This window comes from Paractinoplanes lichenicola, from assembly GCF_016785085.1.
Classification (GTDB): Bacteria; Actinomycetota; Actinomycetes; order Mycobacteriales; family Micromonosporaceae; genus Actinoplanes; species Actinoplanes lichenicola.
Genome location: NZ_JAENHO010000009.1, coordinates 371,564 through 397,389 on the forward strand (window position 1 = coordinate 371,564; position 25,826 = coordinate 397,389).

Below are 25,826 nucleotides of genomic sequence, written 5' to 3' on the forward strand. Positions count from 1 at the left end.
GGCGTACGGTCCTTGTCTCCTGCGGCTGGCCACGCGTTACCGTACCTGGGTGACACAGCCTCAGCGGCGGGTCGGCCTGGTTCTCGCGCGTGCGTCGCGGGTGCTGGGCGAGGAGCCGTATTACCACGAGTTCCTCGAGGGGCTCGAGCGCGTGCTGACCCCGGCCGGCGTGTCGGTGCTGGTGCAGGTGGTCACCGATCGCGAGGCCGAGAGCGCGGTGTACGAGCGGTGGGCGGCGGCGCGGCTCGTCGACGGGGTGGTGCTGGTCGATCTCGCGCCCGGCGACGATCGGGTGGCCCTGGTCGGGCGGCTCGGTCTGCCCGCGGTCGTGCTGGGCGCGCCGTCGACCGCGTCCGGGTTGCCGACGGTGTGGACTGACGACGCCGGTTTCGCGCAGGAGGCCGTGCGCTTCCTGGCCGACCGGGGCCACCACGTGATCGGGCACATCAGCGGCCCGCTCACCTTCGCGCACACGCAGCTGCGCCGCACGGGGGCCGAGACCGAGGCCACCGTACGGGGGGTGGCCCTGCTGCGGGCCGAAGGCGATTACTCGTACGAGTCGGGTCGCGCGGCCGTCGCGGAACTGCTCGCGCAGGATCCGACCGCCATCATGTGCGACAACGACCTGATGGCGCTGGGCGTGCTCGACGAACTGCGGGAGCGCGCGATCGCCGTGCCGGGCGACGTGTCGGTGGTCGCCTGGGACGACTCGGCGCTGTGCCAGCTCGCGACGCCGCCGCTCTCCGCGATGAGCCACGACGTGGGCCGCATCGGCGAGCTCGCCGGCGGAGCGCTGCTCGACGCCATGGCCGGCAAACCCGCCGAGGTGTACGAGGCCCCGGCCGCCCACCTCGTCGCCCGCGCCACCACGAACTGACCGTTGCACCAGCTCAGCCTCCTCTTCACGCATCCCACGACCACTTAAATTATTAATCTAAGGTTGACATGCCTGCAATGGCGGGCCCATGCTGGGCGCTCTACAGGGCGGCGCGCATCCGCTCTTCTCGATGAGATTTTCTGAGCGAACGGATACCGGCATGACCACAAGAAGGCACCTGCTGGGGCTGGGCCTGGCGACCACGCTGACCCTCGCGGCCGGCTGCACCGGTGGCGCGGGCAGCGACGACGACGGCGGCGCGGGTGGCGAGATCACGGGCGAGATCACGGTGCTGACCAACCGCACCGACCTGGCCGAGACCGCGCTCCCGGCGTACGGGAAGGAATTTGAGGCGAAGTATCCGGGGACGAAGGTCAGTTTCGAGCCCGTCACGAACTACGAGGGCGACGTCACGACGCAGCTCAGCTCGGGTGACTACGGGGACGTGCTGTTGATCCCCAACACGGTCGCCGTCGACCAGCTCGGGCAGTTCTTCGAGCCGCTGGGCAGCACCGACGAGCTCAAGGCGAAATACCGGTTCGTCGACGAGAAGGCGTTCGACGGCAAGGTCTACGGGCTGTCGATCGGCGGGGTCGCGAACGGCCTGGTCGTGAACAAGCGGATCTGGCAGCAGGCCGGCATCACCGCGCCGCCCAAGACGCCCGAGGATTTCCTGAGCGGGCTGGCGAAGATCAAGCAGACGACCGGCGCGGTGCCGTTCTACACCAACTACAAGGACGGCTGGCCGCTCGGGTTCTTCAACAGCCAGCGCGCGATCCTGGGCGATCCCGCCATCAACGACAAGTTCCCGGCCGACCCCGCGCCGTGGCAGCCCGGCAAGATCGAATACATCACCGACGGTCTCCTGTTCGACATCGTGCACGGCGGACTCATCGAGAAGGACCCGCTCACGACGAACTGGGAGGGCTCCAAGCCGATGATCGCCACCGGCAAGGTCGCCACTATGCTGCTCGGCTCGTGGGCGGTGCCGCAGATGAAGGACGCGGCCAAGGCGGCCGGCGCGAACCCGGAGGACATCGCCTTCTGGCCGTTCCCGTACCAGACCGGCGGCAAGTTCCACGCGCGCATCGAGGGCGACTACAAGGCCGCCGTCTCGCGCAGTTCGGACAACAAGGCGACCGCACGGGCCTGGCTCGACTGGTTCGTCAACGAGTCGGGCTTCGCCGGCGATCAGGAGGCCATTCCGCCCGCGGTCGGGCAGCCGCTGCCGGCCGGGCTCAAGGCCTTCCAGGACACCGGGGTCGAGCTCGTCGAACTGCCCGCCGCGACCACCAACGCGGGCAAGGAGGACGAGATCATCAAGGAGTCCGAGATCGACCTGACCGGCAACATCTATCGGCAGAAGCTGGTCGACATCGCGCGCGGGGCGGCCAAGGGCGACAAGGACTCGTACTTCGCCGAGCTGAACAAGCGCTGGGGTGACGCGCACTCCCGGGTCATGCGATGACGGTGCTCCTCTCGCGTCCCCGGCCTTCGGTGGAGACCGCGCGTCCGGCCAAGCGGAAGATTCCCGCCCACTGGTTCTATCTGGCGCCCGCGCTCATTCTGCTCATCACGTTCACCTATGTGCCGGTCGGTAACATGGTCTGGTACAGCTTCCACAAGTGGGACGGGCTGAGCCCGGCGATGGACCCGGTGGGCTGGGACAACTACGTCCGGGTGTTCACCGACGAGCGTTATTGGCGCGTCTTTCTGATCAGCCTGTACTACTTCGTCGCGTCGTTCGCCCAGATCGCGATCGCCCTGTATTTCGCGGTGATCCTGTCGTTCAGCACCCGGTTCCGCAATCTGTTCAAGGGCATCCTGTTCTTCCCGTATCTGCTCAACGGGGTCGCCGTCGGGTTCGTCTTCCTCTATCTGTTCCAGCCCGGCGGCACGCTCGACAGTGTTCTGCGCATCGTGGGACTGGGCGACCAGGCGCGTTTGTGGCTGGGCGACCCGGACGTCGCGAACATCTCGCTCGCCGCCACGTCGGTCTGGCGGTTCACCGGGCTGAGCTTCGTGCTCTTCCTGGGCGCGATCCAGTCGATTCCGGGCGAGATCTACGAGGCGGCCGATCTGGACGGCGCGAACCGCTGGCACCAATTCCGCTACATCATCGCGCCCGGGATCCGCCGCATCATCAGCCTGAGCTTCATCCTGGCCATCTCGGGCAGCCTGGCCGTCTTCGAGATCCCGTTCATCATGACCGGCGGCGCGAACGGCACCCGGACATTCGTCATCCAGGCCTACGAGACGGCGTTCCAATTCCGGCAGATCGGGTTGGCGTCGGCGATGGCGGTGGTGCTGTTGCTGCTCGTCCTGCTCATCACCTGGATCCAGCGCCGGCTGATCCCCGACGACGAGGTGAGCCTGTCATGACCCGCTTTTTCAAGTACGCCTCCCTGGTCGGCGCCTCGATCGTCGTGCTCGTGCCGCTAGTCGTCGTCCTGTTCGCGGCGTTCAAGACGCACGCCGAATACAGCACCACGGGTCCGCTGACCCCGCCGCGCGACTGGTTCAATTTCGACAACTTCGCCACCGCGTGGTCCAAGGGGCACATGCTCCGGGGATTCTGGAACACCACCGTCATCCTCGCGATCTCGCTGACCGGCACCGTGTTTGTCGGCACCCTTGCGGCGTACGCGATCAGCCGGTTCTCGTTCGCCCTCAAGCGCCTCGTGCTCGGGCTGTTCCTGGTGGCCGCGCTCGTGCCCGGCGTGACCACCCAGGTGGCGACGTATCAGATCGTGAAGTCGATGGGCCTGGTCAACACGTCGTGGGCCGCGATCGTGCTGTTCCTCGGCACCGACATCGTCTCCATCTACATCTTCATCCAGTTCATGTCGTCGATTCCGAAGAGCCTGGACGAGGCCGCGGTCATCGACGGCGCGAACCGCTTCACCGTCTATCGCAAAGTCATCCTGCCGCTGATGCGCCCGGCGATCGCGACCGTGGTCATCATCAAGGGAATCGCCATCTACAACGAGTTCTACATACCGTTCCTCTACCTGCGCTCCCCGGAGCTCAACGTCATCTCGACCGCGCTGTTCCGCTTCAAGGGCCCGTACGGCGCGCAGTGGGAGACCATCGCCGCCTGCACGATGATCGTCATCATCCCGACGGTTGTCATCTTCCTGCTGCTGCAGCGCTTCATCTACAACGGCGTCACCGCGGGAGCCACGAAATGAGTTCAATGCGCACTTCGGATCTGTCGGGACCGTGGACCCTGAACGGCCCGCCCGGCTCGCTGGCGGCGACCGTGCCCGGCTGCGTGCACACCGATCTGCTGGCCGTCGGCAAGATTGTCGACCCGTTCCTGGGCGAGAACGAGAAGGCGGTCGACTGGGTCGGCCGCGCCAACTGGGTCTATTCGCGTGACATCGCCTGGGAGGGGCCGCGCCCGGACCGGATCGACCTGGTCTTCGACGGGCTCGACACGGTGGCCGACATCGACGTGGCCGGCGTGGTGCTCGGCTCGACGCGCAACATGCACCGCGGCTACCGGTTCGACGTGACCGAGCTCGTCGGCGCCACCTCGAGCCCGCTGCATGTTCGTTTCACGTCCGCGTACGCCGAGGCCGCGCGTTTGCAGGCGCAGCTCGGGGAGCGGCCGAACGCCTATCCGGAACCGTTCAACTTCGTGCGCAAGATGGCGTGCAGTTTCGGCTGGGACTGGGGGCCCACACTGGTCACCGCGGGCATCTGGCGGGGTGTGCGGCTCGAGGGCTGGAATGTCGCCCGGCTGAGCGAGGTCAAACCCTTGCTCACGTACGCCGATGGCCGCGGCCACCTCGACCTGACCGTGCGCGTCGAGCGACTCGCGCAGGGTCGCTCACTCCGGATGCGCGTGCTGCTGGACGACCGTGAGCTGTTCGACGGCGCGTGGACGGAGACGCTCACGCTCGATGTCGACAACGTGCAGCCGTGGCACCCGCGGGGTTATGGCGAGCCGTCGCTTTACGGTCTGACCGTCGTGCTGCTCGACGGGGACGACGAGCTGGACCGGTGGGAGCGGCGGACCGGGTTCCGCAGTGTGCACATCGACGAGACCGACGGGCAGTTCGTGTTCCACGTCAACGGCGAGCCCGTGTTCGTCAAGGGCGTCAACTGGATCCCCGACGACATCTTCCCGGCCCGGATGACCCGCGAACGCTACGCACTGCGGCTCGGACAGGCGGCCGCGGCCGGGGCCAACATGATCCGGGTCTGGGGCGGCGGCATCTACGAGAGCCGCGACTTCTACGAGGTGTGCGACGAGCTCGGTCTGCTGGTGTGGCAGGACTTCCTGTTCGCGTGCGCCTGCTACCCGGAGGAGGAGCCGCTCTACTCCGAGGTCGTCGCGGAGGCGCGCGAGAACGTCGTCCGGCTGGCGGCGCATCCCAGCCTGGTCGCGTGGAACGGCAACAACGAGAACCTGTGGCTGCACGGCGCCGACAACTGGGCCGCACGACCCGGGGGCGAGCTCAGCTGGGGCGAGACCTACTACCTGAAGACGCTGCCCGACATCGTCTCCGAAACCGATCCTTCGCGGCCCTACATGGCGGGTAGTCCCTGGTCGGGTTCGTGGGAGCACGAGCCTAACGACGTCGACCACGGCACGTTCCACTCGTGGGACGTCTGGAACCGCGAGGACTACCTGAACTACCGGAACTCGGCGCCGCGTTTCGTGGCCGAGTTCGGCTGGCAGGCCCCGCCGGCCTGGCGCACCCTGCGCGAGGCGGTCATCGACGACCCCATGCGCCCCGACTCGCCCGGCGTGCTGCACCACCAGAAGGCGATCGACGGCAACGGCAAACTCGCGCGCGGGTTGGACGCGCACTTCCCGGCGCCGCGCAGCACCGAGGCCTGGCACTACCTGACCCAGCTCAACCAGGTGCGCGCAGTCCGCACCGGAATCGCGCACTGGCGCTCACATTGGCCGCACACCGCGGGCACCATCGTGTGGCAGCTGAATGACCTGTGGCCGGTCATCTCGTGGTCCGCCATCGACGGCGCCGGGCGGTACAAGCCGCTCTACTTCGAGCTGGCCGCCCTGTACGCACCACGCACGATCACCATCCAACCCCGCGACGGCGGTTTGGTCGTGGCCCTCATGAACGACCACGCCGAACCTTGGACGGGTGTCGCGCACATTGCGCGTTTGGACCGTTCGGGTGGTGCGCGCGGAGTGCTCGAAGTACCGTTCTCGGTCAACCCGCGCGCAAACACGCTCATCCCCATCCCGTCCGAACTGAGCAACCCGCGGGTTGGGGTCGCGGATGGTGGGAGCGGGCTTGGTTTGACGGCGGGCCTGAACGGTCCGCGGGTTGGGGTCGCGGATGGTGGGAGCGGGCTTGGCTTGTCGGCGGGCCTGAACGGTCCGCGGGTTGGGGCCGCGGATGGTGGGAGCGGGCTTGGTTTGACGGCGGGCCTGAACGGTCCGCGGGTTGGGGTCGCGGATGGTGGGAGCGGGCTTGGTTTGACGGCGGGCGCGGGCGACCTGCGGGGTGGGCTCGCGGACACAGCGAAATTGTCTGGCGGTGGCGGCGTGCGGAGCGGGTTCGCGGACGGAGAGATCGCGTCGGACGCGAGCAGCGGGACGGCGGACGGCGGGGGCCCCTCGGATGTCCTCCTCGCGCGGGCAGGAGGCGTACGGGATCTGTGGTTCTTCGAGGATTTTGACCTTGGCGATCCTGGGTTGCGAATGAGCGTGGCGGCCGTCGACGGTGGGCTGGACGTGACCGTTGAAGCGGCCGGTGTTGCTCGGGACGTGTTGCTGCAGGCCGACCGCATTCATCCGCTCGCGACCGTCGACCGCGGGTTCGTGACGTTGCTCCCGGGCGAATCGACAGTGTTCCAGGTGCGCTGTCCGGTCGCGCTCGACCCCGCCCTGATCGAAGCACCCTGGGTCCTGACCGACCTGTCCACGGTGCTGCGCGAATAGCACCCGTGCAATTTCGGCCATCCGCGCCTGCGCGAAGGTGAGCGCTCGCGCAGCTTCGGCCAATCCCGCTTGCGCGAGAGTGAGCGCTCGCAGCTTCGGTCAGTCCCGCTCGCGGCAAGGTGAGCGCTTGCGCAGCTTCAGCCATCCGCGTCTGCGCGAAGGTGAGCGTTCGCGCAGCTTCGGTCGATCCTGCTTGCACGAAGGTGAGCGCTATGCCGGCCACGGCCGACGCGTGAAAGTGAGCGCGGCGTGGCCAGAGACTCCGTGGGATCGCGAACGGTCTCGCGGTTAGTGGAAGTCCGTCCCCCAACGGAAAGGGAATCCCCTCCATGAGAATGAAGAAGTATCGGCCGGCTTTGGCCGTTGGTGCGGTGACTGTGCTGCTTGGTGCGGGCATGGTTTATCAGGCCACCAGCGCTTCGGCGTTTGCGGCCACGCCGAAGGCGACGGTGATCAACTATCTGCGGTCGATCAGTGGGAACTCGATCGTGTCCGGGCAGCACAACAAGGAACCGGCGGCGGCCCCGGGGGCGTACACGCAGCAGGTGCATGACGTGACCGGGCAGTGGCCGGGGGTGTGGGGCGGCGACATGATGTTTCGCTCCGACGATGTGAACAACCGGCAGCGCGTGATCGATCAGGCCAAGACGGAATGGCGCAACGGGTCGCTCGTCGCGCTCACGTGGCATGCGTGTTCGCCGACCGTCGGGCGTACGTGTGAGTTCGAGGGCGGCGTGAAGACGCGCATCTCGGACAGCCAGTTCCAGCAGGTGGTCACCGGGGGCACCGCGCTCAACCAGACGTGGCGCAGCCGGATGGCCGAAGTCGTGCCCTATCTGCGGCAGCTCAAGGACGCCGGGGTACCGGTGCTGTGGCGGCCGTTCCACGAGATGAACGAGACGTGGAACTGGTGGGGCGCCCGGCCGGGGGCCAACGGCGGCGCGAAGATCTTCCAGCAGATGAAGGACTACTTCGACAGCCAGGGCCTCGACAATCTGATCTGGGTCTGGAACGTGCAGGACAACCCGGCCGGCGGCTGGTCGCAGTACTACCCGGGCAGCAGCTACGTCGATGTGGTGTCGCTCGACGCCTGGTACAAGGCGTACCCGTCGGCGGCGGACTATCAGCAGATGCAGACGATCGCGGCCGGCAAGCCGATCGCGATCGCGGAGATGGGCAAGGTGCCGAACGCCGCGTTGCTGACGTCGCAGACGCGCTGGGCGTACTTCATGTTGTGGTCCGAGCAACTGCGCGGCAACAACACGAACGCCGAGATCCAGGCCGGCTACTTCCACCCACGGGTGCTCAACCAGGGCGAGGTCCGCTTCTGAGGTGAGCGCCGCAGCCGCGGAGGTGTTCCCCTGCACCTCCGCGGCTAAGCTCGTACGGTGTTCTCGCCCCAAGGCCCGTCCCTGCGCGAGCTGACCGTGCAGGCGCTGTCGTCGGTCGAGCGCGGCTACGACCTGCTCGCGCCCAAGTTCGACCACACCCCCTTCCGTACGCCGGAGGGCATCATCGAGGCGACCGCCGAGGCGCTGGACGAGCTGGGGCCGTTCGAGGCGGGGCTCGACGTGTGCTGCGGCACCGGCGCGGGGCTGACGGTGCTGGGCGCGGTCTGCCGGGGGCCGATCACGGGTGTCGACTTCAGCGCGGGGATGCTCGCGCAGGCCCGGCACCAGCATCCGGGGGCCACGCTCGTCCGGGCGGATGTGCGCGCGCTCCCGTTCGAGTCGAGCTTCGACCTGGCCGTCAGCTTCGGCGCGCTGGGGCATTTCCTGCCCGAGGAACGCCCGGCGATGTTCGAGGGGGTGTTCCGGGCGCTCAAGCCGGGCGGGCTGTTCGCCTTCGCGATCGGCGAGCCGCCACCCATGACCTCGATCGCGCACTGGGTTTTGCTCGGTTTTGACGGGGTCATGCGCGTGCGCAACGCTGTGTGGCGCCCGCCGTTCGTCATGTACTACCGCACGACGCCGATCCGGGCGCTGCGGAACGACCTGACCGCGGCCGGCTTCACCGTCGAGACGGAAGCCTTGGAGGCCATGGGCCGCCGCGGCGACGGCACTCCGCGTTGCTGGCTCGTGCTGGCCCGCCGCGCTGCCTGACTCCGGATGGCCAGTTCGCGGACAGCGCGCGGGACGGCCGTCAGCTGGTTTGTCGGGCCGTCGCCCGGACTCGGCCTTCAGGCAGCCAGCTTGCCGGCCGCGTGCCGGGCCGCGGTGTAGCCGAAGCTCAGGCCCTGGCCGATCGTCGCGCCCGGCCCCGGATACACGCGCCCGAAGGCGTTCCCGGCCGCGTTCCCCGTGGCGTACAGACCCTCGATCACGCTGCCGTCGGGGCGCAGCGCCCGCGCGAACCCGTCGGCCCGGATGCCGCCGCACGTGCCGAGGTCGCCCGGCACGACCTGGACGGCGTAGAACGGGCCCTGGTCGAGCGGGCCCAGGCACGGGTTCGGGCCGATGGTCGGGTCGCCGTAGTAGCGGTCGTAGGCGCTGTCGCCGCGGTGGAAGTCGTCGTCACGACCCGCCGCGGCCTGGGTGTTGAAGCGTTCGACCGTGGCCGGCAGCTCGGTCAGCCCCAGCTGTTCGGCCAGCTCGGCCAGGGTCGGCGCCTTGGCCGCGAGCCCGGCGTCGTACCAGGCCCGGGGGAGGGGCTGCCGCGGGAACACACTGCCCGCGAAGACGTATCGGTTGCGGTAGCGCTGGTCGAAGACCATCCACACCGGCAACTGCTGCTGGATCAGGATCTGACCGGCGGTCATGTAGTTGACGGCCTCGTTCATGAAGCGCCGGCCCCGCTGGTCCACGATGATCTGGCCGGGCAGGGAGCGCTCGGCCAGCAGCGGGCCGGGCACGGGGCCGGGCACCGGCACGGCGGGGAACCACCACGCCTCGTTCATGAACGCGAGGTCGGCCCCAGCCGCCTGGGCGATCGGGATGACATCGCCGGTGTTCTCGGGGTTGCCCAGGCACCAGTCGGTGTCGAGCTGCGGGGACTGGTGCTCGTGGCGCAGCGTCCGGTTGCGGTCGAAGCCGCCGGCCGACAGCAGCACCCCACGCGCCGCCCGTACGGTCTCGTCTTGTCCTTCCCGGGTGACGACGACACCGGTGACCCGGCCGTCCTCGATGACCAGGTCTTTGAGCGCGGACTCGAACCAGACCGGGATCTTCGCCGCCCGCACCCCCGCGAACAGGCCCGCCGCCAGGGCGCCGCCGCCGGCCACGTATTCGCGCCGGATCGCCAGGCCGCCGAGCCCCAGACCCAGCAGCCGCGCCCCGGTCACGATGCCGCGCGGGTGGCGGGCCACGAGGTTCAGCCACTTGTATGTCCGGCCGGTGACCGGCATCGGGAACGGCGCGGCCAGCGCGGCGGGGCGCAGCCGGGCCCGATCGGCGCCCAACCGCCGTACGTCGAAAGGTTTGGGCTCCATGGCGCGGCCGGCCGCCGAGCCGCCGGGCAGCTCGGGGAAGTAGTCGGCGTAGCCGGTCATCCACTGGAAGCGCAGCGGGGTGCGGCGGCGCAGCACGTCGACGGCGGCGGGCCCGTGCTCGAGGTGCGTCCGCCAGCGCTCCTCCGGGGTCTCGCCCGCGGTCACGGTGGTCAGATATTCACGCGCGCGTGCCGGGGAATCGGCGACCCCGGCCGCGCGCAGCAAAGCGTTGCCCGGCACCCAGAAACCGCCGCCGGAGAGCGCGGTCGACCCGCCGAAGTAGCGCGATTTCTCGACGATCAGCACGGACATCCCGGCCTCGGCCGCCGCCAGCGCCGCGAGCATGCCCGTCCCGGAACCCACGACCACGAAGTCGACGTCCATGGTCCGAAGCTAAGCGCCGCACCGGCGGAAGGCAACGTGCTGCCGCTACCGCGCTGACCCTCCGGCGGCGGGGAACAGGCGCTCGACCGCGGCGACGATGGCGGCCCGGCGGTCGGCCATGAACGACTCGTGCTGCTCGGCCGGCACGTGCGACGGCAGGGCCACCCAGGACATGGCGATCTGGTTCACGAAGATCAGGATGTCGATCGGGTCCCACGCCGGGTCGAGGACGCCGTCCTTCTGGGCCTGGGCCAGTTTCTCCAGCTTGTACGTCGTGGCGTCGCGGATCGGGTCGTCGTCGGGGGCCGGCTCCATCTGGCCCCACGTCATCAGGCGATAGCGCTCGGGGTGGCTGGTGAAGTAGTCGTGGATGCGACCCGCGTACTCGGGGAGGTCCGTCGGGTCCATCCGCGTCGCCTCGGCCACCGCGCCCAGTTCCTGCCGCAGGACGTGCCGGTAGAGGGCCTCCTTGGAGCGGAAGTACGCGTAGATGCGCTCCTTGCTCGTGCGGGCGGTCTTGGCGATCCGCTCGATGCGCGCGCCGGCCACGCCGTGCTGGGAGAACTCGGCCGTGGCCGCGGCGAGGATGCGGTCACCGGTGGAGTCCATGGTCACAACAGTAGCGACGTGGCAATGCGCGGGCTTGCGCGGTACGGTCAAACCGAACCGTTTGGTTTGATCGAGTCAGAGGAGATTGTCGTGCAGCAGAGGACGCTAGGACAGCAAGGCCTGACCGTCTCCGAGCTCGGCTACGGCGCCATGGGCCTGCACCTCGCATACGGCCCGAGCGACGAGCAGCAGGGCATCGCCGCGATCCAGAAGGCCCACGAGCTCGGCGTCACGTTCTTCGACACCGCCGAGCTGTACGGGTGGGGCGAGAACGAGAAGGCCGTCGGCCGGGCCGTCGCCGGGTTCCGCGACGAGATCGTCATCGCCACCAAGTTCGGCTTCACCCGCGACTTCGGCTTCGACAGCCGGCCCGAGCACATCCGCGAGGTCGTCGACAACAGCCTGCGCTACCTCGGCGTCGACACCATCGACGTGCTCTACCAGCACCGGGTCGACCCGACCGTGCCGATCGAGGACGTCGCGGGCACCGTCAAGGACTTCATCGACGCCGGCAAGGTCAAGTATTTCGGGCTCAGCGAGGCGGGCCCCGAGACGATCCGCAAGGCGCACGCCGTGCAGCCGGTCTCCGTGCTGCAGACCGAATACTCGCTGTTCGAGCGGGACGTCGAGCAGCTCTTCCCGACGCTCGACGAGCTCGGCATCGGTTTCGTCGCCTACTCGCCGCTGGGCCGCGGCTTCCTGACCGGCGCCGCCCAGCCCGCCGACCAGTACGACGAGACCGACATGCGCCGCACCGACCCGCGCTGGCAGCCCGGCAACTACGAGAACAACGTCGACGCCGTACGCCGTCTGACCGACCTCGCCGCGACCAAGGGCGCCACGGTCTCGCAGCTGGCCCTGGCCTGGCTCCTCACCCGCGGCGACCACGTCGTGCCGATCCCCGGCACCCGCAGCATCACCCGCGTCGAGGAGAACTTCGCCGCCGCCGACGTGAAGCTCGCCGCCGACGACCTCGCCGCCATCGACGAGATCCTCCCCAACGGCGGCTTCGGCGACCGCTACGCCGCCGGCCGCACCCCGACCTGGGTCTGACTGCCCGGCACGCGGCGGCCGCACGCGGAAATCGTGTTGCGGTCCGCCGCGCCCCGCCGATACTTCCGCCTATGACGGACAACGTCGCGTGGGCGACCGAGCACCTGACCGCCCTCCGCCTCGGCCGCCGCCTTGCCGTCGAGGTGCCCGCCACCGGCCCCGGTCGCCGCGCCTTCGTGGACATCACGCCCGGCGGGGTCGACGCCGACAAGCAGGCCCGGCGTGAGGGCTGGACACACCGTAGCAGCGCTCGCGCCTTCAGAGTCGAGCACTGGGACTACGACGCCGCGCTCATCGACGGCTACGACTACGACATCGGCGCCACCTTGATCCGCAGCGGCCACCCCGCCGACGAGTCCGAACTGCTCACCCTGCTCCGCGAGTGGCACCTGAGTCCGCGCGACTTCACCTACGCCTGGAGCACAGCCGACCCCCGCTGAGGGTCACGCCCGCGTTATCGGCAACGAGCCGCGCCAACGGCAACGACCCGCGCACGGGTGCGTTGTTTGACGCATGGGGAGTGGGGCGAGCTGTCAGCGCAGTCGTCGCGCTGACAGCCACGACACGCGGGGGCTTGGGCTGCCCGACCCGATCGGTGAGGTGGGGGCGGGGCCGGCGGCGAGGGGCCAGGCCCGCCACTGCTGACCGCGTTGTGCGGGCGTGGCTTGCCGCGAAGCCTTGTGGGGAGAGGGCGGCGTGAGGAGGCGGGGCGAACTGTCAGCGCAGCCGCCGCGCGGCTTGTTGTGAGAGCGGCGTGAGAGTGGAGTGGGGCGCAGCCGCCGCGGGTCGGGGAACTGGACGGGGCGGCGGGCTGCCTGGGGTGGTCGGTTATTTGCGGTTGTAGAGGCGCATCGTGAGGGTGCCGAAGACGGCGACCAGGGCGGCACTGGCGATCAAGGTCCAGGTGATCTCGGACATGTCGGGGGAGCCGGACATGATGGAGCGGATCGCGGAGACCAGGTGGCTGACCGGGTTGACGTTGACGAAGGCTTGGAGCCAGCCGGGCATTGTGGACGGGTCGACGAAGACGTTGCTGAGGAACGTGAGCGGGAACAGGACGAGCATGCTCACGCCCATGACGGACTTCTCCGAGCGGAGGAAGAGGCCGAACATCGTCCAGATCCAGGAGAACGCGAACGAGAAGACGACCAGCAGGCCCATGCCGCCGATGACGCCGAGCACGCCGCCCTCGGGGCGGAAGCCCAGGATCAGGCCGACGGCCATGATGGTGGTCGCGGCCAGGATGTAGCGCAGGACGTCGCCGAAGATCATGCCGACCAGGGCGGCCGGGCGCCACACCGGGAGCGTGCGGAAGCGGTCGAAGACGCCCTTCTCGATGTCGGTGTTCAGGCCCACGCCGGTGTACATCGTGATCATCACGACGCTGGTGACCATGATGCCGGGCAGGAAGAACTGCAGGTATTCGCTCGTCGAGCCGGCCAGGGCGCCGCCGAACAGATACGTGAACATCAGCGTCATGATGATCGGGAACGCGGTCACGTCGAACAGCTGCTCGGGCACGTGCTTGATCTTCAGCATGGCCCGCCAGCCGAACGTCAGCGACGCCGACAGCGCGCTCGGCCGCTTCGGCCGGTCGGCCCGGGCCAGCACGGCCCCCAGCGTCTCGCTCGACGGCGTGTAGGCGCTGACCGCTTCGGTGGTCGTCGTAGTCATGCCGCTACCTCACGATCGGTCAGGGCCAGGAACACCTCGTCGAGGCTGGGCTGCCCCAGCGAGAAGTCGTCGACCACGATGCCCGCCGAGGCCAGCCGCCCCAGCGCCCGCGACGCCAGCTCGGCCGCGCCCTGCTCGGACCCGCCGGCCTCGGCCCGCGCGCTCAGCGCGACCGGGTCGGCATCCTGCTGCACGGTCGTGCCCAGCACCTCGGCCAGGATCCGCTCGGCCTCGGGGCGCCGGGCCGCGTCACGCAGCCGCACGTGGATCGTGCCCGCCCCGATCGACGACTTGAGCTGCCCCGGCGTGCCCTCGGCGATCACCTTGCCGTGGTCGATCACCGCGATGCGGGCGGCCAGCTGATCGGCCTCGTCGAGATATTGCGTCGTGAGCAGCACCGTCGTGCCGTTGGCGACGACGATGCGCACGATGTCCCACACCTGGTTGCGGCTGCGCGGGTCGAGCCCCGTCGTCGGCTCGTCGAGAAAGAGCAGGTCGGGAGTGTTGAGAATGCTGGCCCCGATGTCGATGCGCCGGCGCATGCCGCCCGAGTATTTCTTGACCTGCCGGTCGGCCGCCTCGGTCAGCCCGAATGCGGCCAGCAGCTGATCGGCCCGGGCGCGTGCCTGCGCCTTGGAGTGGCCGAGCAGCCGCGCCAGCAGCACCAGATTTTCGGCGCCGGTCAGATCCTCGTCGACCGAGGCGTATTGCCCCGTGAGGCTGACCCGGCTGCGCACCGCGTCGGCCTCGCGCACCACGTCGTGACCGAACACCCGCGCCGCGCCGCCGTCGGGCCGCAGCAGCGTGGCCAGCATGCGCACCACAGTGGTCTTGCCCGCGCCGTTGGGCCCGAGCAGGCCGTAGACCGTGCCGGGCGGAACCGTGAGGTCCACCCCGTCGACGGCCCGGTTGTCGCCAAAGGTCTTGATCAGCCCGGCTGTCTCAATGGCCGGTGCGTCCATGGTCGGTCCCTCCGTTGGGCTTGGCGGACATCCTGCCGGAGGGGTATGACAAGTTCCTGGAAGCGGTTACGTTGCGACCATGTGTGTCGACAAAGTCACCCGCCGTTCACTGATCTTCGGCGCGGCGGCCACGGCCGCCGCGGTTGCCACACCCGCCCCCGCCCAGGCGGCCCCGGGCCGCTCCGGGCTTCAGGACCTCACCCACGTCGTCACCCCGTCGTTCCCCGCCTTCGAGCCGGGCGAGGAGCCGTCGCGCCGCACGGCCACCACGGTCGAGAACGACGGGTACTACATGCAGGAGTGGACGATCCTCGAGCACTTCGGGACCCACGTGGACGCGCCCGCGCACTTCACGGCGGGCGGCCGGACCTCCGAGGAGCTGACTCTCGCCGAGCTCATCACCCCCGCCGTGGTCATCGACATCGCGCGGCGGGCGGCCCGCGAGCCGGACACCACCGTGACCGTGGCCGACCTGGTGGCGTACGAGCGCAGATACGACCGGATCCCCAGGAACGCCTCGGTGCTGATGTTCAGCGGGTGGGCGGCCAAGGCGGGCAGCGTGGCCGCCTATCGGGGCACCGACAGCGCGGGCACGCTGCACTTTCCCGGGTTCAGCGCGGAGGCCTGCGAGTGGCTGCTGACCAAGCGCAGGATCCGCTGCCTCGGGGTCGACACGCTGAGCATCGATCCCGGCGTCTCCGAGGGCTTCGAGACGCATCTGGCCCTGACCGGCGCCGACCGGTACGGCGTGGAGAACCTCGCCGGCCTCGACCGGATCCCGCGTCACGGGGCGACGCTGACCGTCGGCCTGATCCCGTATCGGGACGGCTCAGGCGGGCAGGCCCGGGTCTTCGCCAAGTGGTAGCAACGACCGGGCGTACCGGAAATGGAACTCGGCCAGCCCCGGGCGCCCGAGCCGCAGGCAGGCCAGGCCCAGATCGCGGCTGATCAGCACCTGCGCGTCGACGTCACCGTCCGCGACGGCGGCGGCGATCCCGGCGCGCTGGGCCCGCAGCTGCTCCGGCCACCGTTCCGCGCGACTGAGCACGCCGGACACACACCAGGCCACCTTCCACACGTACGAGGGAGGGTTGCCCTGCCGCAGCAGAGCGAGCAGCACCGGCATCTCGGCCTCGAGCCAGTTCCGGGCGGCGGCGGTGTCCACGAACGACTCGGTCACCGTGAGCGCGATGCGGTCGCGTCCGGGGTCGAGGGCGGTCGCGGCGGCGTACGCGGTGTGCAGGTAGTGGTCGAGCATCGGGCGGCGGGCGGACTCGTCGGGCTCCGGGTGCGCCGGCTCGGGAAGGCTGAAGCGCCCGGGGCGGCGCTCGGTGATCAGGCCGGCGGCCAGCAGCTCGGCCAGGGCCGCCGTCGCGTCCGGGCCCGCCAGCGCGCCGGCCGCGGTCACGTCGAGGTCGGGGCCGGGGTGCACGGCCAGTCGCCGGAGGAGCCGCTCGGTGGCGGGTGGAAGCGGGGCGCGATGCATTTCGCCGATCTTCGCACAGGGTGCGAACACCGGTTCAAAACGCCTGCGGAGGGGAAGACAGTGGTGCCGCCGGGAAGTTTCGTGAAGATCTTTCGATCCGGGGGACAGTTCTCCGACGTACAGTGCCATCGGGAGCACTGCTCGACTAGGAGGTCGATCGGGATGAGCACCGAGGACAAGCGCAGGGAGTTCGACGACATCGTCGCCCGGCTGACCACGGACTACCCCACCCTGTCCCGCGCGCCCTGGCCCCGCTGGCCCCGGCCGGTGCTGGTCACCGTGCTCGTGGCCGCGGGGATCGTCTGGGGCTTCCTCTCGGTGGCCATGGTCGCCTGGGGAGTGCGCGGCGTGCTGCTGACCTGCGCTGTTGTTGTCACAGCGGTGGTCGCGGCAGTGCTGGACGCGCGGCGGAGTTTGCTAAAAAGGCCAAAATCCTAGCGGAACGGCCCCGTCACGCAGTACGTGATGCCGCCGGAGGACGCTCCGGAGGTGCCGCGCTGTGACGAGAAGTAGAGCCGGTTGCCGGCCGGCGTGAAGGCCGGGCCGGTGATCTCCGATGCGCTCTGCCCGCTGATCCGCAGGAACACCGACACGGTCGCGGACGACGGCGTGATCAGGCAGATCTCCATGTTGCCGCCGTCCTCGGCCACGTAGAGGTCGCCCGACGCCGTGCCGGTGACGTTGTCGACCCCGGTCAGCGGGGCCGTGCCCGAAGTGACCAGATTGTCGTCGTAGGCCAGCTCGTACGTGCTGGTGGCCAGGTTGACCTGCCACACCCGGTTGTCGCCCTTGGTGGTGAACCAGACCTTGTTGTCGGCGTAGTGGCAGCCCTCGCCGCCGTTGAATGACTTCGCGCCGGAGACCTGATAGCGGGTCTGGGTCGGGGAGCCGTCCGGGTCGGGCACGTCGGCCCAGGTGAACGAGCCCGACGTGGCGCTGCCGGCCCGGAACACCTGCAGCGTGCCGGCCGCCAGGTTGCCCCAGGTGGCCGGGATGTATCGGTAGAACTTGCCGTCGGTCTCGTCCTCGGTCAGATAGACGACCTGCCGTACCGGGTCGGCCGCGGCCGCCTCGTGCTTGAACCGGCCCATCGCCGGCCGCACCACCGCCGAGCCGCCCAGCGGGTACGTCTCCCACACCCGGCCCAGGCTGACCTCCTCGCACGAGAGCCAGGTGTTCCACGGCGTCTTGCCGCCCGCGCAGTTCTGGTTGGTGCCGCTGAGGATCCGCGACGCCCCGGTGACCTGCCCGGCCGAGTTGAACACGATCCGCGACGCGCCGCCGCCCGCCGAGGACGACACCTCGGAGTTGGAGACGTAGATCCAGCCGCTGCCGTTGGGGATGACCGCGCCGCCGTCGGGGGCGTCGTGCCAGACGTACGAGGTGCCGGGCACCGCCTGCCGCGAGCGCGCCACCACCTGGCTGGTGAACCCGGCGGGCAGCCGGATGCCGTTGGCGTCGGCCGCCTGCAAGGGCCCGTACGGCCCGGTGGCGTTCTGCGCCGGCGACGCGTAAGCCGCGGGCCAGGCCGTGAACGGCAGCGCGAGCCCACCGGCCCCGGCGACGGTGGCACGCAGCAGGGTGCGACGATCCATCTGTTCCTCCTGAAGAAGCGGTTCCGACAGGGTGCGGGCCCGCGCTGGCCGCCGGGTGAGCACCTTATTGACGATCGTCGAAGTCTTATAGTCGATCGCCATGACGACGGCACTGCAGCAACGAACCCTCGGCGTCGTCATGGCGTCGCAGGTCTTCAGCGGGGCCGGGCTCGCCGCCGGCATCACCGTGGGTGCGCTGCTGGCCGAGGACATGCTGGGCGCGAGCAGCCTCGCCGGCCTGCCGTCGGCCCTGTTCACCGCGGGTTCGGCGGCCACGGCCGTCGTCGTCGGGCGGCTGTCGCAGCGGCTCGGCCGCCGCACCGGGCTGGCGGCCGGCTATGCCGCGGGCGCGCTCGGCGGGGCCGGGGTCGTGCTCGCCGCCGCCGTCGGCAGCATCGTCCTGCTGCTGGTCTCGCTGCTCGTCTATGGCGCCGGCACCGCCACGAACCTGCAGGCCCGGTACGCCGGAACCGACCTCGTCGGCGCGGACCGGCGCGGCCGTGCGGTGAGCTCGGTGCTGTTCGCGACCACGTTCGGCGCGGTCATCGGCCCCAACCTGGTCTCGGCCACCGGCCGGGCCGCCGAGCGCTTAGGCATCCCCGCCCTGGCCGGCCCGTTCGCGCTGTCCGCCCTGGCCTACGCCGTAGCCGGGATGATCCTGTTCCTGCTGCTGCGCCCCGACCCGCTGCTGGTGTCGCGGACGCTGCCCCCGGCCGAGCCGGCGCACCGGACCACGGCCCGCCCCGCGACGGCCGGGGTCTCCGCGGGCGCCGTCACGATGGTGCTCACCCAGCTGGTCATGGTCGCCGTCATGACGATGACCCCGGTGCACATGAAGGCCCACGGGCACGACCTGGCCGCCACCGGGCTGGTCATCGCCGTGCACATCGCCGCCATGTATCTGCCCTCGCCGCTCACCGGCCTGCTGGTCGACCGGGTGGGCCGGGTGCCGGTGGCCGTCGCCGCGGGCGTCACCCTGCTGGCGGCCGGGGTCGTCTCGGCCACCGCCCCCGAGGACTCGGTCGCCCTGCTCACCGTGGCCCTGGCCCTGCTCGGCCTGGGCTGGAACCTGGGCCTGGTCGCCGGTACCGCGATGATCACCGACGCCGCCCCGGCCGCGACCCGGGCCCGCACCCAGGGCACGGTCGACGTGGCGGTGGCCCTGGCCGGGGCGGGCGGCGCCGTCACCAGCGGTTTCCTGATGGCCGCGACCAGTTATGCCGCGCTCTCCATCACCGGCGGCGTGCTGGCCCTGGCCGTGATCCCGTTCGTGGTGCTCAGCACCCGCAGGGCCGCGGCGTGACGACCGAGCGGTTGCGGCGCCACGCGGCGGTCGCGGCGAAGCTGAGCGCCCTGAGCGACGACCGCCTGGCGGAGCTGGTGGGAGAGGACGCGAAAGCGGGCATCGGCGGCAGCACCACGACGATCGCGGTCGACGGCGGGCCGGTCTTCGTGAAACGCGTGCCGCTGACCGACCTCGAGCTCGAGCACCCCGGCTCCACGGCCAACCTCTTCGGCCTGCCCACCTTCTACCAGTACGGCATCGGCTCGGCCGGGTTCGGCGTGTGGCGGGAGCTGGCGGCGCACACCATGACGACGCGGTGGGTGCTCGGCGGCCAGTACGACGGCTTCCCGCTGCTCCATCACTGGCGGGTGCTGCGGCAGGCCGCGCAGGGCGACGGCGAGCTGGAACGTTGGATCGAGCATTGGGACGGCAACGAGGCCGTACGGTCCCGGCTGCAGGCGATCGGCGCCGCCACGGCCGCCGTGGTGCTGTTCCTGGAGCACATCCCGCACACGGTCGACGCCTGGCTCAAGAACCATCCCGCGTACGAGATGGTCGACGACGAGCTGCGCCGGGGCACCGAGTTCCTGCGGTCGCGGGGCTTCACGCATTTCGACGCGCACTTCCACAACCTGCTGACCGACGGCAACCGCCTCTACTTCGCCGATTTCGGGCTGGCCACGCACACCGGATTCGCCCACAGCGCCGACGAGGCCGCGTTCCTGGCCCGGCATGCCGGCTACGACCGCGCCTACACGAGAATGCACCTGACCACGTGGCTGATCAGCAACCTGCTCGGGGTGCCGTGGTGGGAGAGCCTGGCCCATCTGCGGGCGCACGCCACGGAGTTGGACCTGCCGGAGCCGGCCGCCCGCATCGTCGCGAGCCACACCGAGGTCGCGCTGCGGATGGACGACTTCGCCCGCGAACTCGAGCACACCAGTAAACGGACGCCGTACCCCGAGGGGCTGTAGGGTCCGTTTCATGACTGGGGCGGGGCTGCGGCAGGGCCCAGATCCCGCCTGGCGGCGTCCCGCGAAAGCCCGGTTCCAACCCCGGGAGCCGGACTTCCACGGGCCACCACCAGACGAAATCTGGACCCGGCCTCGCTCCCACCCCAGTCATGAAACGGACCCTAGGTGTTCCGCGCCTCCCACGTGAACGTCGCCGTGGCGGTCCCGCCCTCGGCCGCGTCCGGGGTGGCGTCGTCGAGGGCCATCGTGAACCGGTAGGAGCGGGTGCCCCCGGTGGCCGGCCCAGCCGCGTACGAGGAGGGGAAGGCGGTCAGATAGCCGTTCCACAGCACCCCGGTCGCCGAGAACCCCGCGCAGGAGCCGAAGCTGGTCGCACCCGTGCCCTCCTCGACCTGCACGCGCAGGTAGTCGCGCGGGCCGAGGCCGGTCGGGTTGCTCGGGTCGCGCGTGTCGGTGGTGGCCGAAGCGTAAAGGCGGACGGCCGCCGGCAGCGAGCCGGTGTACGTGACCGCGACGCACTGGACGAAGGTCTGGCCGATCCGCAGCGGGCCGTCGGCCGCCGTCGAGAACAGCGCCGAGCCGCTGTCGTTGTCGGTGATCTCGACGGTGCCCGTGGTGTAGGCGTTGCTGCCGTTGGCCGTGTCGCTCGTGAAGGCCGCGGACGCCGTCCCGGCGATCACCACGGCGACAGCCAAGGCCGCGCCGGCGACCAGTGCGAGCCTCCGGCGCATACCGGTCTTTTCGGCCACCGGCCGTGAAAACTTTGTTCCGGGCGCGCAGGGCCGAACAGGGGAGTGACGGGCGGCCGAAGGGACACGGGGTGAGTCGGCGTCGCACGGCCGGCCTGGTCGTCGTGCTGCTGGTGCTGGCAGCGGCGGGGGTGTCGCGAGCCCGGGCCGAGTTCACCGGCAGCAGCGGCACCGGGGCCGGGATCACCGCCGCCGACCCGCTGACCATCGGCCCGCTCTACCGCTGGGGCATGAACACCACCCCCGCGCTCAGCCCCGTGCAGTCGGGCAACCCGGCCTCGCTGTGGACGAAGGTGGTCAACGCCAACAACCACGGCTGCGCGATCCGCGACAACGGCGGGCTCTGGTGCTGGGGCACCCCGACCTACGGCGAGCTGGGCAACGCCGCGACCAGCGACTTCGTCTACGGCCCGGTCCGCGGCAACGCCACCACCTGGACAGACGTCACCGCCGGGACCGGCTACACCTGCGGCGTGCAGACGGCCGGCACGCTGTGGTGCTGGGGGCTCAACAGCAAGGGCCAGCTCGGCCAGGGCGCCGACCTCACCAACCGGAGCAGCCCGGCCCGGGTCGGCGACCAGAGCACCTGGAGCCGGGTGACCGCCGGGGAGAGTCACGCGTGCGGGTTGCGTACGGACGGAACGCTCTGGTGCTGGGGCGACAACACGGTCGGGCAGCTCGGCCAGGGCGACACCACCGCCCGTACGGTCTCCTCGCAGATCCTGCCGGGGGTCACGTTCAGCGACGTCGCCTCCCGCCGCGACCACACCTGCGCACTCACCGTCGCGGGCGCGCTGTATTGCTGGGGGTCGAACCAGCACGGCCAGCTGGGCGCGGGCGACTTCGTCAACCGCAGCAGCCCGTACGAGGTGCTGCCGGGCAGTGTGTGGACCGCGATCACGACGGGTGAGCTGCACACCTGCGCGGTCCGGGCCGGGGGCACGCTGTGGTGCTGGGGGTTCAACACCGACTACCAGCTCGGCATCCTCGGCGACAGCACCGCGCGCGTCCAGCCGACGGCGATCGGCTCGGCGACGGACTGGGCGACCGTCGCCGCTAGCCTCGCGCACACGTGCGGAACCCGTACGGACGGAAGCCTTTGGTGCTGGGGATCGGGGGACAGGGGCAAGACCGGGTTCGGCGACAGCGCCACGCGGCAGGAACCCACCCGGGTCGGGCCGGACGCCGACTGGACGCAGATCGGCATCGGCCGCGACCACACCTGCGGGCTGCGCGCATCCGGACGGTTGTGGTGCTGGGGCTACAACATCAGCGGGCAGCTCGGCCTCACGGTCACCGCGCCCGAACAGCTCGGCAACTACCCGCTGTGGCGGCGGGCGGCACCGGGCCGGCTCAACATCTGCGCGATCGCGGCCGACCGTACGGCGTCGTGCTCCGACTACAACGGGCAGGGCCAGCTGGGTCAGGGCGACTACAACGTGCGCTCGGTCTTCACCCCGCTCGCGTCGGTCAGCACCTGGGCGAGCCTGGGCTTCGGGAACTATCACGTGTGCGGCACGCGGACCGATCAGTCGCTGTACTGCTGGGGCGAGAACGGCAGCGGCGAGCTGGGCATCGGCACCACCAGCAGCTCGGCCACGCTGCGCAAGGTCGGCGCCGACGTGTGGGCGACGGTCGCGTCCGGCTCGGGCTACACCTGCGCGACGCAGACGAGCGGGACGCTGTGGTGCTGGGGCACCAACGGCAGCGGCCGGCTCGGCATCGGCGACACCACGGTGACCCAGCGGACCACGCCGTCGCAGGTCGGCTCGGCCACGTGGAGGCGGGTGAGCAGCGGGTTCTCGTCGGCCTGCGCGATCCGGACCGACGGCACGCTGTGGTGCTGGGGCGTCAACGACCGCGGGCAGCTCGGCGTGGGCGACACCGCCACCAGGTGGGCGCCGGCCCAGGTGGGTACGGACGCCGACTGGCAGGACGTGCAGCTCGGTCGCAACCATTCCTGCGGGGTGCGTACGGATCATTCGCTGTGGTGCTGGGGGAGCAACAACAACGGGCAGCTGGGCCTGGGCGGGGGCGGCCTGCAGCTGACCCCGGCGCGGGTCGGCACCGAGACGACGTGGTTCACGCTCGCGGTGGGCGGCGCGCACACGTGTGCCACCAAGACCGACCTGTCCCTGTGGTGCTGGGGTTACAACGGCGCCTCGCAGCTCGGGCTGGGCGACACCGTGGACCGCAACGCCCCCGTACGGGTGCCGGGGATGCGCACCCGGCACGTCGCGGCGACCTGGTACGGCACGTACGCCATCCAGCAGCAGTGAGAGCTAGTCGTCGTCATCCCCGCCGTGGTTGGACTGCTCGCGGGCGCTGGGCACCCCGCCGGAGCAGGTGATTCTCAGGTCGACGTGGCGGTCGGCATTCTCGAAACGGACCCTGGCCTCGTCGTCCGGACCCTCGTCGACGTCGCGAACCTCGTAGCCCGGGTTGGGCGACCAGCGCTCCAGATAGGCCTCGTTGCCGACGCAGCCGGCGATCGCCACCCCGCCGGCACTGCGGAAACTGGTGAGCGCCGGGGGCCGCGTCGACGATGGCGCACTTGTCGGCGCGGCCGTGGTCGGCGCGGCTGTCGTCGGCGCCGGGGTCGCGGCCGCCAGCGCGCGCGACACGTCCTCCTGGCTCAGCACGCCGCCGTTCGACCCGGTCAGGCTGTCGCCGACCAGGCGGATGCCGCCCAGCCCGGCGACGGTGGCGACGAGGGCGGCGGCCAGCCAGCCGGCGCCGGCCACGAGAGTACGGGGAGCCATGGACAGCAACTATGCCCGACCGAGGCCTAAGGCTGTCCCGTGATCTTGCTAAGGGAGGGTTAAGGGCGCAGGTCACGCGGGCCGGGGCGACTACCCTCGGGCCAATGGCCCGGCTGCTGCTGATCGAGGATGACGCGACCATCCGTACGCCCCTGATGCGTGCCCTCAAGGAGCGCGGCCACGCCGTCGCCTCCGTCGCGACCGCCATGGAGGGCGTGCAGTCCGCGCTCACCGACCGGCCCGACCTGGTCGTGCTCGACCTCGGGCTGCCCGACCTCGACGGCCGCGAGGTGCTGCGGATGCTGCGCGCGGTCAGCCAGGTGCCGGTGATCGTGGCCACCGCCCGCGACGACGAGACCGAGATCGTCCGGGTGCTCGACGCGGGCGCCGACGACTACGTGGTCAAGCCGTTCACGGCCGCACAGCTGGAGTCGCGGATCCGGGCCGTGCTGCGCCGCGGGGCCACGGCGTCGGCCGACCCCTCGATCACCGTCGGCGAGCTGATCATCGACCCCGCGGCCCGTACGGTGCGGCTGGCCGGCGAGACCGTCGAGCTCACGCCGCGCGAGTTCGACCTGCTGCACCACCTGGCCACGCGGGCCGGGCAGGTGGTGACCAAACGCGAGCTGCTGACCGAGGTGTGGCAGATCCCGTACGGCGGGGCCGACAAGACCGTCGACGTGCACCTGTCGTGGCTGCGCCGCAAACTCGGCGAGAGCGCGACGGCGCCGCGTTACCTGCACACCGTACGGGGGGTCGGGGTGCGACTGGGCACGCAGCCGTGAGGGGTCAGCTCCGCCTGCTCGTGCTGGCCACCACGAGCCTCATGATGATCGCCTTCCTGGTGCCGCTGGCCTTCCTCGTCCGCCAGGTCGCGCAGGACAGGGCGACCGTGCGCGCGACGGCCGACGTGCAGAGCATCATCACCGACGTCGGCCGGGCCGGCCCCGACGAGCTGCGCCTGACCGTCGAACAGCTCGCCACCACGTCGGGCCGCCCGATCACGGTCTATCTGAGCGACGGGACCGTGCTCGGCACCGCGCAGGCGGCGACCCCCGCGGTCGAGCTGGCCCGGCTCGGCAGCCGCAGCCTGACCGTCGAGGACGGCGGCGCCCGCGAGATCGTGGTGTCGGTGCAGGGCCGGGACGGCACGGCGGTGATCCGTACGGTGGTCTCGGCGGCCGAGGGCAGCATGGGCGTGACCCGATCCTGGGTCGTGCTCTTCGGGTTGGGCGCGCTGCTGGTGGCGCTGGGCATGCTGGTCGCCGACCGGCTGGCCCGCACGATCACCCGCCCGATCACCGACCTGTCGGACGTCTCGCATCGGCTGGCCAACGCCGAGCTGACCGCCCGCGCCGCGCCCGAGGGCCCGGCCGAGGTGCGTGAGGTGGCGGGGGCGCTCAACCACCTGGCCGGGCGGATCCAGGAGCTGCTGCGGGCCGAGCGGGAGCAGGTGGCCGACCTGTCGCACCGGCTGCGCACCCCACTGACCGCGCTGCGGCTCGAGGCCGAGGGGCTGCGCGATCCCGACGAGAGCGCCCGGCTCAGTGCGGCCGCCGACGCCCTGGAACGCGCGGTGAGCGGCCTGATCCAGCAGGCCCGGCGGCGCACCGATCCGGAGTCGGCCGAGCCCGCCCGCTGCGACGCGGCCCAGGTGGTGGCCGACCGGGCGGCGTTCTGGGCCGTGCTGGCCGAGGACACCGGGCGCGAGATGTCGGTCGACCTGGTGGCCGGGCCGCAGCCGGTCGCGGTCTCGGCCGACGAACTGGCCGCGGCGGTCGACGCCCTGCTGGGCAACGTCTTCGCGCATACGCCCGATGAGACCCCCTTCTCCGTACGGCTCTCCGCCGTGCCCGCCGGGGTGGAGCTCACGATCGCGGACCGCGGACCGGGCATGCCGGCCGGGCTGGCGCGGCGCGGGGTCAGCGGCGGGGACTCGACCGGGCTGGGGCTCGACATCGCCCGGCGGGCCGCCCGGGGGCAGTTCGAGATCCGCGGTGACGAGGGCGGAACCGTGGTCACGATGGTCTTAACCCGGCCTTAGGGATCTTGCAGCGCGGCGC

Annotated in this window: 24 protein-coding genes; 16 read left to right on the forward strand and 8 right to left on the reverse strand. The window is 70.6% G+C overall.

What is annotated here, in order from left to right; translation table 11 throughout:
* Nucleotides 1-49: 49 nt before the first annotated feature.
* The 7 genes from JKJ07_RS31505 to JKJ07_RS31535 all read left to right on the forward strand — a co-directional run bounded on the left by JKJ07_RS31505 (nt 50) and on the right by JKJ07_RS31535 (nt 8,905).
* Nucleotides 50-877: a LacI family DNA-binding transcriptional regulator gene (locus tag JKJ07_RS31505; protein WP_202995501.1), complete on the forward strand. Its 828-nt coding sequence runs from the start codon at nt 50-52 to the stop codon at nt 875-877.
* A gap of 160 nt (nt 878-1,037) precedes the next feature.
* A complete protein-coding gene (locus JKJ07_RS31510) occupies nt 1,038-2,345 on the forward strand; it encodes an ABC transporter substrate-binding protein (RefSeq protein WP_202995502.1) in 1,308 nt (435 codons plus the stop codon).
* The gene (locus tag JKJ07_RS31515) at nt 2,342-3,259 is read left to right on the forward strand and encodes a carbohydrate ABC transporter permease (RefSeq protein ID WP_202995503.1); all 918 of its coding nucleotides are present in this window, start codon (nt 2,342-2,344) and stop codon (nt 3,257-3,259) included. The genes JKJ07_RS31510 and JKJ07_RS31515 overlap by 4 nt, the downstream gene beginning before the upstream one ends.
* A complete protein-coding gene (locus tag JKJ07_RS31520; RefSeq protein WP_202995504.1) occupies nt 3,256-4,068 on the forward strand; it encodes a carbohydrate ABC transporter permease in 813 nt (270 codons plus the stop codon). Before JKJ07_RS31515 ends, JKJ07_RS31520 begins: the two co-directional genes overlap by 4 nt.
* 5 nt (nt 4,069-4,073) lie before the next feature.
* Complete coding sequence (locus JKJ07_RS31525; protein WP_236030175.1) at nt 4,074-6,803, forward strand: glycoside hydrolase family 2 protein; 2,730 nt, start codon at nt 4,074-4,076, stop codon at nt 6,801-6,803.
* A 371-nt stretch (nt 6,804-7,174) separates the two neighbouring features.
* Nucleotides 7,175-8,134: a glycosyl hydrolase gene (locus tag JKJ07_RS31530; RefSeq protein ID WP_307834495.1), complete on the forward strand. Its 960-nt coding sequence runs from the start codon at nt 7,175-7,177 to the stop codon at nt 8,132-8,134.
* 57 nt (nt 8,135-8,191) lie between these two features.
* On the forward strand, nt 8,192-8,905 hold the full coding sequence (locus JKJ07_RS31535; RefSeq protein WP_202995505.1) for a class I SAM-dependent methyltransferase: 714 nt from the start codon (nt 8,192-8,194) through the stop codon (nt 8,903-8,905).
* A 77-nt stretch (nt 8,906-8,982) separates the two neighbouring features.
* Here JKJ07_RS31535 and JKJ07_RS31540 read toward each other — a convergent pair whose 3' ends face one another.
* Together JKJ07_RS31540 and JKJ07_RS31545 are read right to left on the reverse strand one after the other, a co-directional pair.
* Nucleotides 8,983-10,614: an FAD-binding protein gene (locus JKJ07_RS31540; protein WP_202995506.1), complete on the reverse strand. Its 1,632-nt coding sequence runs from the start codon at nt 10,612-10,614 to the stop codon at nt 8,983-8,985.
* Between the two features lie 45 nt (nt 10,615-10,659).
* Nucleotides 10,660-11,223 (reverse strand): TetR family transcriptional regulator, encoded by a 564-nt coding sequence (locus JKJ07_RS31545; RefSeq protein ID WP_202995507.1) that lies wholly within the window; start codon nt 11,221-11,223, stop codon nt 10,660-10,662.
* Between the two features lie 90 nt (nt 11,224-11,313).
* Here JKJ07_RS31545 and JKJ07_RS31550 point away from each other — a divergent pair, with 90 nt between their 5' ends.
* Both JKJ07_RS31550 and JKJ07_RS31555 read left to right on the forward strand, forming a co-directional pair.
* The gene (locus JKJ07_RS31550; RefSeq protein ID WP_307834496.1) at nt 11,314-12,276 is read left to right on the forward strand and encodes an aldo/keto reductase; all 963 of its coding nucleotides are present in this window, start codon (nt 11,314-11,316) and stop codon (nt 12,274-12,276) included.
* 71 nt (nt 12,277-12,347) lie between these two features.
* Complete coding sequence (locus tag JKJ07_RS31555) at nt 12,348-12,716, forward strand: hypothetical protein (protein ID WP_202995509.1); 369 nt, start codon at nt 12,348-12,350, stop codon at nt 12,714-12,716.
* Nucleotides 12,717-13,104: 388 nt separating this feature from the next.
* Here JKJ07_RS31555 and JKJ07_RS31560 read toward each other — a convergent pair whose 3' ends face one another.
* Entirely contained in the window at nt 13,105-13,950 is an 846-nt protein-coding gene (locus JKJ07_RS31560; protein WP_202995510.1) for an ABC transporter permease, read from the reverse strand.
* Nucleotides 13,947-14,912, reverse strand: coding sequence for an ATP-binding cassette domain-containing protein (locus JKJ07_RS31565; protein ID WP_202995511.1), 966 nt, complete (start codon nt 14,910-14,912; stop codon nt 13,947-13,949). The genes JKJ07_RS31560 and JKJ07_RS31565 overlap by 4 nt, the downstream gene beginning before the upstream one ends.
* Nucleotides 14,913-14,991: 79 nt before the next feature.
* Between JKJ07_RS31565 and JKJ07_RS31570 the strand changes: the two genes are divergently transcribed.
* Nucleotides 14,992-15,777, forward strand: a complete 786-nt coding sequence (locus tag JKJ07_RS31570) for a cyclase family protein (protein ID WP_202995512.1) — start codon at nt 14,992-14,994, stop codon at nt 15,775-15,777.
* Here the strand turns inward: JKJ07_RS31570 and JKJ07_RS31575 are convergent.
* Nucleotides 15,742-16,398 (reverse strand): hypothetical protein, encoded by a 657-nt coding sequence (locus tag JKJ07_RS31575; RefSeq protein ID WP_202995513.1) that lies wholly within the window; start codon nt 16,396-16,398, stop codon nt 15,742-15,744. The genes JKJ07_RS31570 and JKJ07_RS31575 overlap by 36 nt on opposite strands.
* Nucleotides 16,399-16,560: 162 nt before the next feature.
* On the opposite strand from JKJ07_RS31575, the gene JKJ07_RS31580 reads away from it, so the two are divergent.
* Complete coding sequence (locus JKJ07_RS31580) at nt 16,561-16,836, forward strand: hypothetical protein (RefSeq protein ID WP_202995514.1); 276 nt, start codon at nt 16,561-16,563, stop codon at nt 16,834-16,836.
* Here the strand turns inward: JKJ07_RS31580 and JKJ07_RS31585 are convergent.
* Nucleotides 16,833-17,993 (reverse strand): alkaline phosphatase PhoX, encoded by a 1,161-nt coding sequence (locus JKJ07_RS31585; protein ID WP_202995515.1) that lies wholly within the window; start codon nt 17,991-17,993, stop codon nt 16,833-16,835. The two genes, JKJ07_RS31580 and JKJ07_RS31585, sit on opposite strands and share 4 nt — an antisense overlap.
* A 100-nt stretch (nt 17,994-18,093) precedes the next feature.
* On the opposite strand from JKJ07_RS31585, the gene JKJ07_RS31590 reads away from it, so the two are divergent.
* On the forward strand, nt 18,094-19,296 hold the full coding sequence (locus JKJ07_RS31590; RefSeq protein WP_202995516.1) for an MFS transporter: 1,203 nt from the start codon (nt 18,094-18,096) through the stop codon (nt 19,294-19,296).
* A complete protein-coding gene (locus JKJ07_RS31595) occupies nt 19,293-20,252 on the forward strand; it encodes a protein kinase family protein (RefSeq protein WP_202995517.1) in 960 nt (319 codons plus the stop codon). Before JKJ07_RS31590 ends, JKJ07_RS31595 begins: the two co-directional genes overlap by 4 nt.
* A gap of 161 nt (nt 20,253-20,413) precedes the next feature.
* Here JKJ07_RS31595 and JKJ07_RS31600 read toward each other — a convergent pair whose 3' ends face one another.
* A complete protein-coding gene (locus tag JKJ07_RS31600) occupies nt 20,414-20,983 on the reverse strand; it encodes a hypothetical protein (protein ID WP_202995518.1) in 570 nt (189 codons plus the stop codon).
* A gap of 89 nt (nt 20,984-21,072) precedes the next feature.
* Here JKJ07_RS31600 and JKJ07_RS31605 point away from each other — a divergent pair, with 89 nt between their 5' ends.
* On the forward strand, nt 21,073-23,280 hold the full coding sequence (locus tag JKJ07_RS31605) for an RCC1 domain-containing protein (RefSeq protein WP_202995519.1): 2,208 nt from the start codon (nt 21,073-21,075) through the stop codon (nt 23,278-23,280).
* 3 nt (nt 23,281-23,283) lie between these two features.
* Here JKJ07_RS31605 and JKJ07_RS31610 read toward each other — a convergent pair whose 3' ends face one another.
* The gene (locus JKJ07_RS31610; RefSeq protein WP_202995520.1) at nt 23,284-23,763 is read right to left on the reverse strand and encodes a septum formation initiator; all 480 of its coding nucleotides are present in this window, start codon (nt 23,761-23,763) and stop codon (nt 23,284-23,286) included.
* A 104-nt stretch (nt 23,764-23,867) separates the two neighbouring features.
* On the opposite strand from JKJ07_RS31610, the gene JKJ07_RS31615 reads away from it, so the two are divergent.
* The gene (locus JKJ07_RS31615) at nt 23,868-24,548 is read left to right on the forward strand and encodes a response regulator transcription factor (protein WP_202995521.1); all 681 of its coding nucleotides are present in this window, start codon (nt 23,868-23,870) and stop codon (nt 24,546-24,548) included.
* Nucleotides 24,545-25,807, forward strand: coding sequence for a sensor histidine kinase (locus JKJ07_RS31620; RefSeq protein WP_202995522.1), 1,263 nt, complete (start codon nt 24,545-24,547; stop codon nt 25,805-25,807). Before JKJ07_RS31615 ends, JKJ07_RS31620 begins: the two co-directional genes overlap by 4 nt.
* Nucleotides 25,808-25,826: the final 19 nt, after the last annotated feature.

What these genes read in the sequence shown, in the direction of transcription:
- JKJ07_RS31510 (WP_202995502.1), top strand. Translation starts at nt 1,038, where the DNA reads ATGACCACAAGAAGGCACCTGCTGGGGCTGGGCCTGGCGACCACGCTG.
- JKJ07_RS31515 (WP_202995503.1), top strand. Translation starts at nt 2,342, where the DNA reads ATGACGGTGCTCCTCTCGCGTCCCCGGCCTTCGGTGGAGACCGCGCGT.
- JKJ07_RS31520 (WP_202995504.1), top strand. Translation starts at nt 3,256, where the DNA reads ATGACCCGCTTTTTCAAGTACGCCTCCCTGGTCGGCGCCTCGATCGTC.
- JKJ07_RS31525 (WP_236030175.1), top strand. Translation starts at nt 4,074, where the DNA reads ATGCGCACTTCGGATCTGTCGGGACCGTGGACCCTGAACGGCCCGCCC.
- JKJ07_RS31540 (WP_202995506.1), bottom strand. Translation starts at nt 10,614, where the DNA reads ATGGACGTCGACTTCGTGGTCGTGGGTTCCGGGACGGGCATGCTCGCG.
- JKJ07_RS31545 (WP_202995507.1), bottom strand. Translation starts at nt 11,223, where the DNA reads ATGGACTCCACCGGTGACCGCATCCTCGCCGCGGCCACGGCCGAGTTC.
- JKJ07_RS31555 (WP_202995509.1), top strand. Translation starts at nt 12,348, where the DNA reads ATGACGGACAACGTCGCGTGGGCGACCGAGCACCTGACCGCCCTCCGC.
- JKJ07_RS31560 (WP_202995510.1), bottom strand. Translation starts at nt 13,950, where the DNA reads ATGACTACGACGACCACCGAAGCGGTCAGCGCCTACACGCCGTCGAGC.
- JKJ07_RS31565 (WP_202995511.1), bottom strand. Translation starts at nt 14,912, where the DNA reads ATGGACGCACCGGCCATTGAGACAGCCGGGCTGATCAAGACCTTTGGC.
- JKJ07_RS31570 (WP_202995512.1), top strand. Translation starts at nt 14,992, where the DNA reads ATGTGTGTCGACAAAGTCACCCGCCGTTCACTGATCTTCGGCGCGGCG.
- JKJ07_RS31575 (WP_202995513.1), bottom strand. Translation starts at nt 16,398, where the DNA reads ATGCATCGCGCCCCGCTTCCACCCGCCACCGAGCGGCTCCTCCGGCGA.
- JKJ07_RS31580 (WP_202995514.1), top strand. Translation starts at nt 16,561, where the DNA reads ATGAGCACCGAGGACAAGCGCAGGGAGTTCGACGACATCGTCGCCCGG.
- JKJ07_RS31585 (WP_202995515.1), bottom strand. Translation starts at nt 17,993, where the DNA reads ATGGATCGTCGCACCCTGCTGCGTGCCACCGTCGCCGGGGCCGGTGGG.
- JKJ07_RS31590 (WP_202995516.1), top strand. Translation starts at nt 18,094, where the DNA reads ATGACGACGGCACTGCAGCAACGAACCCTCGGCGTCGTCATGGCGTCG.
- JKJ07_RS31600 (WP_202995518.1), bottom strand. Translation starts at nt 20,983, where the DNA reads ATGCGCCGGAGGCTCGCACTGGTCGCCGGCGCGGCCTTGGCTGTCGCC.
- JKJ07_RS31610 (WP_202995520.1), bottom strand. Translation starts at nt 23,763, where the DNA reads ATGGCTCCCCGTACTCTCGTGGCCGGCGCCGGCTGGCTGGCCGCCGCC.
- JKJ07_RS31615 (WP_202995521.1), top strand. Translation starts at nt 23,868, where the DNA reads ATGGCCCGGCTGCTGCTGATCGAGGATGACGCGACCATCCGTACGCCC.